This window comes from Streptomyces sp. NPDC008238, assembly GCF_042956445.1.
Classification (GTDB): Bacteria; Actinomycetota; Actinomycetes; order Streptomycetales; family Streptomycetaceae; genus Actinacidiphila.
Genome location: NZ_JBIBGK010000010.1, coordinates 220,383 through 232,148, shown reverse-complemented (window position 1 = coordinate 232,148; position 11,766 = coordinate 220,383). Strand labels below are relative to the sequence as shown.

Annotated in this window: 9 protein-coding genes; 3 read left to right on the top strand and 6 right to left on the bottom strand. The window is 76.4% G+C overall.

Annotated elements, in window-relative coordinates:
• Nucleotides 1-8: 8 nt before the first annotated feature.
• Both ACFZAU_RS22365 and ACFZAU_RS22360 read left to right on the top strand, forming a co-directional pair.
• A complete protein-coding gene (locus ACFZAU_RS22365; RefSeq protein ID WP_500553646.1) occupies nt 9-752 on the top strand; it encodes an aminoglycoside 3'-phosphotransferase in 744 nt (247 codons plus the stop codon).
• A gap of 71 nt (nt 753-823) precedes the next feature.
• Nucleotides 824-1,543 carry a vWA domain-containing protein gene (locus ACFZAU_RS22360; protein WP_500461883.1) on the top strand — a complete coding sequence of 240 codons (720 nt, stop codon included), beginning with the start codon at nt 824-826 and terminating at the stop codon, nt 1,541-1,543.
• On the opposite strand, the gene ACFZAU_RS22355 is transcribed toward ACFZAU_RS22360, so the two are convergent.
• Together ACFZAU_RS22355 and ACFZAU_RS22350 are read right to left on the bottom strand one after the other, a co-directional pair.
• A complete protein-coding gene (locus ACFZAU_RS22355) occupies nt 1,530-2,099 on the bottom strand; it encodes a hypothetical protein (RefSeq protein WP_500553645.1) in 570 nt (189 codons plus the stop codon). The genes ACFZAU_RS22360 and ACFZAU_RS22355 overlap by 14 nt on opposite strands.
• A 465-nt stretch (nt 2,100-2,564) precedes the next feature.
• Nucleotides 2,565-4,217, bottom strand: coding sequence for an IucA/IucC family protein (locus tag ACFZAU_RS22350; RefSeq protein WP_500553644.1), 1,653 nt, complete (start codon nt 4,215-4,217; stop codon nt 2,565-2,567).
• Nucleotides 4,218-4,291: 74 nt separating this feature from the next.
• Here ACFZAU_RS22350 and ACFZAU_RS22345 point away from each other — a divergent pair, with 74 nt between their 5' ends.
• Entirely contained in the window at nt 4,292-5,902 is a 1,611-nt protein-coding gene (locus tag ACFZAU_RS22345) for an IucA/IucC family protein (protein ID WP_500553643.1), read from the top strand.
• Here the strand turns inward: ACFZAU_RS22345 and ACFZAU_RS22340 are convergent.
• From ACFZAU_RS22340 to ACFZAU_RS22325, 4 genes are all read right to left on the bottom strand, one after another.
• The gene (locus ACFZAU_RS22340) at nt 5,851-6,594 is read right to left on the bottom strand and encodes a peptidoglycan-binding domain-containing protein (RefSeq protein WP_500553642.1); all 744 of its coding nucleotides are present in this window, start codon (nt 6,592-6,594) and stop codon (nt 5,851-5,853) included. The genes ACFZAU_RS22345 and ACFZAU_RS22340 overlap by 52 nt on opposite strands.
• Complete coding sequence (locus tag ACFZAU_RS22335) at nt 6,591-7,544, bottom strand: hypothetical protein (protein WP_499600118.1); 954 nt, start codon at nt 7,542-7,544, stop codon at nt 6,591-6,593. The genes ACFZAU_RS22340 and ACFZAU_RS22335 overlap by 4 nt, the downstream gene beginning before the upstream one ends.
• 76 nt (nt 7,545-7,620) lie before the next feature.
• The gene (locus ACFZAU_RS22330; RefSeq protein WP_500553641.1) at nt 7,621-9,099 is read right to left on the bottom strand and encodes a dihydrolipoyl dehydrogenase family protein; all 1,479 of its coding nucleotides are present in this window, start codon (nt 9,097-9,099) and stop codon (nt 7,621-7,623) included.
• Between the two features lie 121 nt (nt 9,100-9,220).
• Entirely contained in the window at nt 9,221-11,749 is a 2,529-nt protein-coding gene (locus ACFZAU_RS22325) for a SpoIIE family protein phosphatase (protein ID WP_500553640.1), read from the bottom strand.
• Nucleotides 11,750-11,766 lie beyond the last annotated feature (17 nt).

Here is an 11,766-nt window from a genome sequence, read left to right as displayed (position 1 = left end):
ATGCGGCGGTGGAGATCTCGGGGCCGCCGGAGGGCGAGGTGGAGGTGCCCGCGCGGATCGGGGCGCTGGCGGGGGAGCGGACGCCGCTGCCCGTGTGGCGCAACGAGAGGGGCGGGCTGACGTTCCGGCTGGGGGCGGGGGAGGACCGGCTGTTCGCCAAGTGGGCGCCCGCGGGCTCGGGGCTCGACCTCGGCGCCGAGGCCGAGCGCCTGGAATGGGCGGGCCGGTTCACGTCCGTGCCGCCCGTCGTGGAGCACGGCGCGGACGGCGACGGGGCCTGGCTGGTCACGCGCGGGCTGCCCGGGGAGAGCGCCGTCAGCCCGCGCTGGACGGCCGAACCCGCCACCGCGGTACGTGCGCTGGGCGCCGGGCTGCGCGCGCTGCACGAACGACTGCCCGTCGACGGCTGCCCGTACGACTGGTCCGTCGGCACCCGCCTGGAACGCGCCCGGCGGGCCGGCCGGCCGGTGCCGGGGGACCTGCCGCCGGCGCCGCCCGTCGAGCGGCTCGTGGTGTGCCACGGCGACCCCTGCGCGCCCAACACCCTGCTGGCCGAGGACGGCTCCTGGTCGGGTCACGTCGACATGGGCGCCCTCGGCGTCGCCGACCGCTGGGCCGACCTGGCCGTCGCCACCTGGAGCACCGAGTGGAACTACGGCCCCGGCTGGGACGACGCGCTCCTGGACGCGTACGGCATCGCCCCCGACCCGGAACGCACCGCCTACTACCGGCGCTTGTGGAGCGTCACCTGACGGGTGCCCCGGGCGGGCCGGAGGTGGCACGATCGGGGCGGGAGACCGCGAGAGCGAGGGGGCAGGACGAGATGGCCATCAGTCTGGAGAAGGTGCAGGCGACGGCGCCGGGGCTGGTGAGCCTGTACAAGGGCGCCCGGGTGTCGCTGGAGAAGGCCGGGGTCGCGGGCGAGCGCGCCGCGGTCTACCTGGTGCTCGACCGGTCGGGCAGCATGCGGCGGCACTACCGGGACGGCACGGTGCAGCGCTTGGCCGAGCAGGCCCTCGGGCTCGCGGCGAACCTCGACGACGACGGGGTCGTGCCGGTGGTCTTCTTCTCCACCGAGGTGGACGGCGTCGCCGAGATCGGCCTCGACGGGTACGAGGGGCGGATCAACGCCCTCCACGAGGGCTACGGCCACATGGGCCGCACCAACTACCACCTGGCGATGCAGGCGGTGATCGACCACTACCGGGCGTCCGGCGCGACGCAGCCCGCGTTCGTCATCTTCCAGACGGACGGCGGCCCCTCCTCGCGCACCGCCGCCGAGCGGCTGCTCTGCTCGGCGGCCGGGCTGCCGATCTTCTGGCAGTTCGTCGGCTTCGGCGACCCGGCGGGCAAGGACTTCGACTTCCTGCGCAAGCTCGACGAACTCCCCGTTCCCGCCAAGCGGCTGGTGGACAACGCCGGTTTCCACGCCGCCGGGGAGGAGCCCGCGGCGGCGCCGGACGCGGAGTTGTACGCGGCGCTGATGGAGGAGTTCCCGCAGTGGCTGACGGCGGCGCGGGCGGCGGGCGTCATCCGGGACTGACGGGCGGGGCGGCGCCTGCGGCCGCCGCTGCGGCCGCGTCCACGAGGCGGTCGAGTCCGGCGGCCGACTCGGGCGCGAGCCGGTAGACGCCCTGAAGTCCGATCGACCGCATCAGCCGGCCGTCCTCGACGAACCGCAGCTTGCGTTCGGCGCGGCGCGAGCGGTACGTGAGCCGTTCCAGCAGCTCGCCGGGGACGGTGGTGCCGAAGTCGAGCGGGGTGCCGGGCGGGCCCACGAGCACCTCGGACGCGCAACCGCCCTCCAGCGGCGACCAGTCGGGCAGCGTCGCCAGCTCGTCCGCGGCCCCCTCGTACGGGATGATCCGCGCCACCTCCAGGCGGCCCAGCACGTGGAGCCGGGTGCGGTGGACGCGGACGGGGAAGACGCGGTCGCCGGGCTTGACCCCCGCGAGCCGGAAGCTGGGCAGCGACTGGTGCGGCCCGCCGAACAGGACGCGGAGCGGGCGCCCGGCGTAGCCGCTCCGCGCCAGGTGACGGCAGAGGTCGTTGGTCCACAACGTCGTGTAGGACTGCGGGGCGTCGGCCGGTTCGGACATGCCCGCCACCGTAGGGGACCCCACCGACAGCGGCCGCGGGCCGGCTGGGCCGCGCGGTCGGTGCGGTGTGGGCCGTCGTTGGGTGGAGGGGGCAGGGCCCCGAACGTCCCCGGTCAGTGCGCGGGGTTGGGGAGGCTCGTCCAGTGGCCGCCGGTCGTGGGGGTTCCGGGCGCATCAGCGTGTGGGCTTTGACGGGGGTCGGGGGCGCGCAGTTGGTGCGGGTGTCCGCCGTCGTGGGGTGGAGGGGGCAGGGCTGCGGCCGCCGGTGCGGGTGGGAGTCGGGGTGTCGTCGGTGGATCCGCGGTCAGTGTGTGGGGTTGGGGGCTCGTCCACTGGTCGCTGGTCGTGCGGGTTTTCGGGCGCATCAGCGTGTGGGCCTTGGCGGGGGGTTCGGGGGCGCGCCGTCGGTGCGGTGTGCGCCGGCAGCGGCAGCGGAGGGGGCAGGGCCCCGGACGTCCGCACCGGTCAGAGCAGGGGGTTGGGGAGGCCCGTCCATTGGTCGCCGGTCATGGGGGTCTCCAGGCGCATCAGGGTGAGGGCCTTGATGGGGAGTTCGGGGGCGGACAGGAGGGCCGCGCGGTCGGTGCGGGTGTCCGCCGTCGTGGGGAGGGCGTCGAAGGCGCGAGCGGTCTCCGTGCGCACCGCGGTCCACAGCCGTGCCTCGGTGGGGCGGTGGCCCGCGCCGAGGGCGGAGACGAGGCTGCCGAACGTCGTGGCGACCAGGGAGCCGTAGAGCTTGGCGTGCAGGACCGCGGGGTCGTCGCTGAGGCCCCGGCCGAGCGGGGGCAGGGCGATGCCGTGCCGGGCGAGGCGGGCCGGGCTGATCCGGACGTCCGCGAGGTCGCGGTAGACCAGCCGCAGCGGCCGGGCGTGCCGGTCGAGGACGAGCAGGAGGTTCTGCCCGTGCGCCTCCAGGGCGACGCCCCAGGACAGCAGCCTCAGCACGGCCGGGAGCGTGAGCCGGGCGAAGGCGGTGAGCCAGGCGGCGCCGTCCGGGGGCGCGGCAGGTTCCGCGGCCGAGAGCAGGGAGCGGAGCAGCGGCGGCCCGCCGTCCGCGGGGCGCTCGGCGAGGGCGGCGACGGGCAGGACGTACTCCCCGGCCGCCGGGTCGGCGAAGCCGGACGGGGACTCCCGCAGCAGCGCCGCGAGGTCGGGGCTGGGCTCACCGCCGACGACGGCGGCCGCGGCCCCGACGTTGCGGACGACGCGCAGCGCGTCTCCGCCGAGCCGCCGGGTCAGCTCGTCCAGCAGGGCGGACAGGGGGGCGCTGTCGGTCACCGAGAGGGCCGAGATGTCGCGGACGGACGAGGTCATCCGCATGCTCAGCGCCGTCTTCAGGTGCGGCCCGCCGTCGAGCGGGGCGAAGGTGCGCACCGACATCAGCGGGCGGGTCGGCACCGCGGCCTCGGCGTACGGGCGCAGCCCCAGGGCGGGCAGGATGTGCCGGGTCTGCCAGGGGTGGACGGGAAGCAGCAGCCGGTCGCCGTCCCGGAACCGGTCCGGCCAGGCGCCCGCGACCAGGGACTCGGCGGCGGGGACGGCGACGAGGTCGAGGGCGACGACGGGCCGGTGTTCGGGCCCGTACGCCAGTTGCTCGGCGACCGAGAAACCGGGACGGCTGCGGCAGCACGGGTGGTAGGGGTGGCCGTCGACGACGCCCTGCTCGAAGGAGGCGAGCGTCGGCGGCCGTACGCCGTGGCCGTCCGCGGCACCCGCCCGGGACAGGGCCAGGGAGGCGACGCTGTGGTCGAGTTCGTCGCGCAGCAGGCCCGAGCCGGGCAGGCCCAGGGCCGCCACCAGGGCGGCCGGGTGGTCGTGGGGCAGGCCGTCCAGCAGCAGGGCGGGCTCGTCATCCGGCGACGCCAGGTCGTGCGGCAGCCGCCGCGGCCCGGTGAGCAGCCGGCCGTCGTGGAAGAGCACGCGGCCGGGGCCGCGCCAGGCGATGCCCGGCAGCGGTTCCAGCAGCAGGGCGCGCCACAGGCGGCCGAGGACGGCGGCCCGGGCACCGGGGAGCGCGGCGGTGTACGCGTCGTGCAGATCAGGTCGGAGCGTCGCCAGCTCGGTGGCGAACGCCGTCTCCAGGGGGCGCCGCGTCGCAGCCGCCGAGTGCGGGTACATGATGAGTCCCTACCCTACGAGGAGGCAGCCGGCCGTGCACCGACAAGCCCTGCGACCAGCGGGAACGAGCCGTCGTGGGTGAGGCCTGGGACCGCGCCGAGGCACTCTCGGCGACGGCCCTGCTGAACTGCCTGCTGCGTGAGGTCGCCGTGCCCGCCGGCGAGGACGGGGGCCGTCCCGTCCACCGGCTGCCCGCGACCGGGCGGCTGCTGCGTGTGCGGGCCGGGCGCCATCCCGCCGGGCCCGAGGTGCACACCCCGGACGGCTGGCGGCCGCTCCCGCTGGAGGCGCTGGTCGACGTCACGGCCGCGGAGCTGACCGCCCGCACGGGTGTGGCCAACACCGGGCTGCCCGCCGAGATCGCGGACAGCCGCGACGTGCTCGCCGCGCTGCTGGAGGCCCGCGAGCACGCCCCGCCGCCGGCCGACCCGTACCTGCGTTCCGAGCAGGCCCTGGTGGCCGGGCACCGCCACCACCCCGCGCCCAAGACCCGTGGCGGCGGCCCGCCGGAGCGCTGGCTGCCCTACGCGCCGGAGGCGCACACGAGCTTCCCGCTCGCCCTGCTGGCGGTCCGGGCGGACCTGCTGGCCGGGGAGGGCGACACCGCGGTGCTCGACCGGCTCCACCCGGACGTCCCCGAGGGCTACCGGGTGCTGCCCGCGCACCCCTGGCAGCTGGCCCTGCTGGGGGACCTCCCGGCCTTCCACGACGGCCGGCTGCTGCGCCTGGGGGAGACCGCCGTGCCGGCGGTGCCGACGGCGTCCGTGCGGACGGTGTACCTGCCGGAGGCCGACCTCTTCCTGAAGTTCAGCCTCGACGTGCGGATCACCAACGACGTCCGCCGGCTGTGGCTGCACGACCTGCGGTGGCTCGGGCCCGTCGACGCGGTGCTGCGGGCCGTCCCGGAGGCGGACGTCCTGTCCGACCGCGGCTACCGGACGGCCGGCCTGGACGGCCCCGACGGCCCGGACGCGTACGAGGCGCTGGCCGTGCTCGTCCGCGACGGCTTCGGCGCGCACCTGCGCCCGGGGCTCACCCCGTTGCTGGCGGCGGCCGTCGCCGAGGGGTACGGGGGCAGCCCGCTCGCCGCGCCCGGGCTGACCGCGCGGGGTGCGCTGGCCTGGTGGGAGGCGTACCTGCGGCAGGTCGTGCCGCCGGTGCTGCACGCGTTCCTGCGGCACGGGGCGGTGCTGGAGTGCCACCTGCAGAACGTGCTCGTCGCCGTGGACGACGAAGGGCTGCCGGGCCAGGCGCTCTTCCGCGACCACGAGGGCGTCAAGCTGGTCGAGGAGCGGCACGGTGAACTGCTCCGGCGCCACGCGCGCCCTGATGCCCCCGGGCCCGGCGTGGACGCGGCGCACGGCTGGGAACGGCTGGTTTACTGCCTCGTCACCAACAACCTGATGGAGATCGCGGGCGCGGTCGCCGCACGCCACCCGGAACTCACCCCGGTGCTGTGGGCGCGCGCCCGGGTGTTCCTCGCGGGGTGGTCGGCCGCGAACGGCGAGCCGGCGCCGCTGCGGGAACTGCTGACCGCGGCGCACATCCCGGGGAAGACCAATCTCCTGCTGCGCTGGACCGGCGCGGACGGGGCCGCCGCCCGTTACCTGCCGCTGCCGAACCCGCTGCGGCCTCAGGGCGCGGCGGTGACCGACTCCAGCGAACGGCGCGTGGCGGGGCCGTAGAAGCCGGCGGCGTCGCCCGTGACGCCGTGGTCCTTCTGGTAGCGCTGGACGGCGGATTTGACGCCGCCGTCGTACTTGCCGTCGGCGGGGCCGTCGTAGAGCCGTACCTGGGCGAGCCGCTGCTGCAGCGCGGTGACCTCGGGGCCGCGCGAGCCGGGCTTGAGAACCGTCGCGGGGACGGCGGGCGCGGTCCCGGCGCTGCCGTCGGGGGCGCCCGCGGTCGCGGTGGCCGTGGCGGACGCAGACGCGGAGGCGGACACAGAGGCGGGGTCCGGGCCGGCCGGGGAGGCGTCGCCCGTGCCCGCCGGCGTCGAGGAGGCCCCTGCACCGGACGAGGGCTCCGCCGTGCCGCCGGAGCGGAGCAGGCCGGGCGGGGCCGGCTGCGGCTGGGAGGCGCTCGGGGCGGGCAGCGCCCGGTCGGCCTCGCCGGGACCGGTGACCAGGTGCCCGAGCAGGGCCAGGACGCCGACGCCGGTCACCGCGGCGGCCACCACGACGAGGGTGCGGGTGCGCCGTCCGGAGCGTGCGGCCGCCCGGCGCGAACCGCGCGGACCGCCCGCCGGGTACGGCTGCGGCGGCATTTGCGGCGTCGGGTCCTCGGGGAACAGGTCGGCGTAGTCGGGCGCGGGCCCCTCGGCGCCGACGCCTATCAGCGGTCTGACGGTCGTGCCGCCCGGCTCCCCGCCGGTCATCTCTCGTCGCCGGCCTGGTCGGGCACGAGGCGTTCGAGGACGTCCTGGAACTCCTCGCCGACGGTGATCATCAGCCCGTCGCCGTCCTTGCGGCTGAGCTGGGTCAGCACCCCGTCCCGCCACCAGTAGACGTACGGGCTGATCGGGCCCACCGCGTCCTCGTGGCCCGCCGCGGCGAAACCGGCCATCCCGTTGAGCGCCGGGATGACGCCGCTGTCGCGGATGGCGTGGAAGGCCAGCTGGTGCCGGAAGGGCATGGCGACCAGCGCCCCGTCGGCGGTCAGCGGCTCCCCGGTGACCCGCTCCACCAGCTCGTCCAGGACCAACACCCGGGCGGCGGTGAAGAAGGAGTCGCCGACCAGGACGTCGAAGCGCACGTCGGCGTGCCGGACGACCTCGTGCCGTTCCACCGGCAGGTCGCGCAGGTTGAGCAGGGCGCGGCCACGCAGCTCGCGGGTGTCGCCGAGCGGGCCCAGGGCGTGGTCGGCGAGCGTCATCACGCTCTCCGGCAGGTCCAGGGCGAGCACCTCCAGCAGCCCCGGCGCGGCGACCCGGGCGTAGCGGAAGGTCTCCGGGTCGACCGCGTCGGGCGGGACCAGGCGCGGGTAGAGCCGTTCGCGGATCTCCTCGACGGGCATGGTCTCCAGCGGCGAGGGGCCGTCGAGGGTGCGCAGCACCGCCCCGACGTGCTCCCGGGCCAGCTGCGGCCACACGCGCGGGCCGCGGCGGTCGTTGTGGCAGAGCGCGGCGAGGTTGCCGAGCCCGAAGCGACGGCCGGAGTCGTCGGTCACCATGTCGGCGAAGACGGTGACCTCCAGCCCGAGTTCGGCGAACGACTCGCGCACGGTCGCGCGGAAGCGCGCGCCCTCGTCCACCGAGAAGAAGGCGTACTCGGGATCGCGGGGTGCGTCCCGCTGGTCACGCTTCGGCCCGCGCCGGAAAATCCCCACCTCAGCTGTCCCCTCGACCTGGTCTCGACGAGCAGGGCGCGATCCTATCGGCAGGCGCCCGGGGCCGCCGTCTCCGTCAGCCTTCGCCGTCCGGCGCGTCCCGGTAGGTCTCCAGCAGCCGCAGCCAGATCTCGCTCATCGTGGGGAAGGCCGGTACGGCGTGCCACAGCCGCTCCAGCGGGACCTCCCCGGCGACGGCGATGGTGGCCGAGTGCAGCATCTCGCCGACCGACGGGCCGACGAAGGTGACGCCGACGAGGTGACCCCGGTCCAGGTCGACGACGGCGCGGGCCTTGCCCTTGTAGTCGTCGGCGTAGAGGCCGGCGCCCGAGACGTTGCCGATCTCGTAGTCCACGACCTTGACGCGGCGGCCCTCCTGGCGTGCCTGCGCCGCGGTGATGCCGACGGACGCGGCCTCGGGCTCGGTGAAGACGACCTGCGGGACGGCGCCGTGGTCGGCGGTGGCCGCGTGCCGGCCCCAGGGAGCGGTGTCCACAGGCTCGCCCTTGGCGCGGGCGGCGATGGCGGCGCCGGCGATGCGGCCCTGGTACTTGCCCTGGTGGGTGAGGAGGGCGCGGTGGTTGGTGTCGCCCGCGCAGTACAGCCAGCCGCCCTCGACGTCCTTGACCAGGCAGGTGTCGTCGACGTCCAGCCACGAGCCGGGGCTCAGGCCGATCGTCTCCAGGCCCAGGTCGTCGGTGTGCGGGACCCGGCCGGTGGCGAACAGGACGTCGTCGGTGAGGAGTTCGGAACCGTCGGAGAGCACCAGGGTGACCGGGCCGGACTCCGCGTCGCGCCGCAGCGCCGTGACCGAGACGCCGGTGCGGATGTCCATCCCGGCGGCGCGCATCCCGTCCGCGAGGAGTTCGCCCACGAACGGTTCCCAGCGCGGCAGCAGCCCGGAGCCGCGGACCAGCACGGTCACCTCGGAGCCGAGGGACCGCCAGGCGGTCGCCATCTCGACGCAGACCACTCCGCCGCCGACCACCACGAGCCGTCCGGGCACCTCGGGGGAACTGGTGGCGTCCCGGCTGGTCCACACGTGGTCGTCGGCGATGCCGGGCAGATCGGGCAGTTGCGCGCGGGTGCCCGTGCAGACCGCCACCGCGTGCCGGGCGACCAGGACGCGCTCGCCGCCGTCCGGGGTCTCGACGACGACGCGGCGCGGCCCGTCGAGGCGTCCGCGTCCCCGGACAAGGTCGATGCCGGCCGAGTCCAGCCAGGTCACCGCCCCGTCGTCCTTCCAGCTGGAGGTCCAGTAGTCGCGCCGGGCCAGCACCGCCGCGGCGTCCAGGCGGCCGCCGGCCGCCTCCCGCGCCCCCGCGACCGCCCGCGCGGCGTCCAGGGCCGCCTGCGGACGCAGCAGCGCCTTGCTGGGGATGCACGCCCAGTACGAGCACTCACCGCCGACCAGCTCGGCCTCGACCACCACCGTGGTCAGTCCGGCCTGCCTGGTCCGGTCGGCGAGGTTCTCCCCGGTGGGGCCCGCGCCGATGACGATGACGTCGTAGGTGTCCGTGCTCGTGTGCGTACCGCTGTCTGCCGCCGTGGTCATGGTTCCACCGTAGGCAACAGCTCGTCCGCGCACAGCCGGAACCCCCCTGTTCCGCGGCCTCACCCGTACGGCTGGTAGGCCATCAGGGCGAGGCGGGAGGCGGGGCCGCCGGTCGCGGCCCTCACGCGGGGAGTTGCTGCTCCGTCCAGATGACCTTGCCGCGGTCGGTGTAGCGGGTGCCCCAGCGGCGGCAGAGCTGGGCGACGAGGAAGATGCCGCGGCCGCCCTCGTCGGTGGTGGCCGCGCGGCGCAGCCGGGGGGAGGTGCCGCTGGCGTCGGCGACCTCGAAGACCAGGGCCCGGTCGCGCAGCAGCGTGGCACGTACCGGGCCGGCGCCGTGGCGGATGGCGTTGGTGATCAGCTCGCTGGCGATCAGCTCGGTGGTGAAGGCGAGCTCGTCCAGGCCCCAGGCCCGCAGACGGCCGGTGATGGCGGACCGGAGGGCGGAGACGGCCGCCGGGTCGCCGGGCACGTCCCAGCAGGCCACCTGGCGCTCGTCCAGGGAGCGCGTGCGGGCGACGAGCAGGACGACGTCGTCGGCGGAGGGCACGGGGCGCAGCGCGGCCTCGACCGCCGCGCACACCTCCTCCGGCGGGCAGCCGCGCGGGACGGCGGCGAGGGCCCGGCCGAGGCGGCGCATCCCGGTGTCCGGGTCGAGGTGGCGGCCCTCGATGAGGCCGTCGGTGTAGAGGACGAGGCCGCTGCCCTCGGGGACCGCGAACTCGGCCGTCTCGAAGGGGAGTCCGCCCAGGCCCAGGGGCGGCCCGGCGGGCAGGTCGGGGAAGCGCACCCCGCCGTCGGGGGCGAGCAGCGCCGGTGGCGGATGGCCGGCGCGGGCCAGCTGGCAGCGCCGGGCGACCGGGTCGTAGACCGCGTAGAGACAGGTCGCGCCCGCGAGGCCGGGGCCGGTGCCGCTCTCGTCGTCGAGGCGGACGACGAGGTCGTCCAGGCGGCCCAGCAACTCGTCCGGGGGCAGGTCGAGGGTGGAGAAGTTGTGCACGGCCGTACGCAGCCGGCCCATGGCGGCGGCGGCGTGGATGCCGTGGCCGACGACGTCGCCGACGACCAGCGCCACGCGCGCCCCGGAGAGCGGGATGACGTCGAACCAGTCGCCGCCGACCCTCCCCCGGGCCGCGGGGCGGTAGCGGTGGGCCACGTCCACGGCGTGCTGCTCCGCCACGCCGCGCGGCAGCAGGCTGCGCTGGAGTTCGAGGGCGAGGTGGTGCTCGCGGGTGAAGAGCATCGCGTTGTCGATGCAGACGGCGGCGCGGGCGGCCAGGTCGCGGGCGAGGGTGAGGTCGTCGTCGGCGAACGGTTCCGTCCGCGCGGCGCGTTGGAAGGTGGCGACGCCCAGCAGGGTGTCGCGGGCGCGCAGCGGGACGGCGATGACGGCGCGGGGTTCGCCGTCCGGGCCGGGGGAGGTGTCGCGGACCGCCGAGCCGGCGCACAGGGCTCTGGCCTGGGGGCTGCCGGGCACGAGGCGAATCGGTTCACCCCGGGCGTACGGGCCGTACGCGCCGGCGGGCGCCGCGCCGCCGTCCGCCACCCGGCGCAGCTCCGCCCCGGTGTCACCGGGGGCCGTGCCGTGCAGGACGGGGCGGAAGAGGTCGACGGTCGCGTGGTCGGCGAAGCGGGGCACGGTGGCCTCGACGATCTCGCGGGCGGTGCGGGCGACGTCGAGGGTGGTGCCGATCCGCAGGGCGGCGTCGCTGAGCAGTTCCAGGCGGCGGCGCGCGGCGACGGCGAGGCGGCCCACCCCCGGCTCGCCGACCAGCAGCGGGCGGCTCCCAGCCGGGGCGGCGCCCGGTGCCGCCCCGGCGTCCCCGGGCACGCTGACCTCCACGACGGCGCCACCCGCGACGGGCCGGCACAGCAAGTGGGCCGTACGGCCGCGGGAGAGGGGGAGTTCGAGCGCCTCGCGCCGTCCGGCGGCGATCAGTCCGGCCGCGGTCTCGGCGAGGGCCGACTCGTCGCCGTCGGTGAGTCCGGCGGGAGGCCCGACTCCCTGGACGCGTCCGGCGCCGTCGAGCCGCAGCGCGGTGGACCCGGCACCGCGGTGCTCGGCGTTCAAGTAGTCGCGCAGCAGGGCGCGTTCGCGTTCGCCGCACTCCTCGAGGAGCCGCTGCTCGATGGCGAGGGCGCAGCCGCGGGCGAGTTCGGCCATGAGGGGATGGGCGTCGCCGGACAGGCTGGTCAGGTCGAGCACGCCCTCCACCCGGCCGCTGACCGGGTGGCGGACGGGCACCCCGAAGCAGCTGAAGCCGCGCAGGGCGGCGGCGAAGTGCTCCTCGCCGCAGACGCGGACGGGCTGCCGGGCGGCCAGCGCGGTGCCGATGCCGTTGGTCCCGGCGTCGAGCTCGTGGTAGCTGAACCCGGGGGCGAGCCGGACCCGGTCCAGGGCGGGCAGCAGCGGGGGTTCGGCGGCCCGGCGGTCGATCACCAGGCCCCGGTCGTCCGTGAGCAGGACGGCGGTGCGGGTGCCGGAGAGCGTGCCGGCGAGCCGGTCGAGTACGGGGGCCGCGGCCCGGACCAGGGCTCCGGTGGGGTCGAGGTCGTCGCTGTACGGGACGTCGAACCTCTCGGGGTCGAGGCCGGCGCTCCGGCAGCGTTCCCACGAAGCGAGGATCGGTACCCGCACGGATTCGACCACCAGGCTCACTCCTTGAC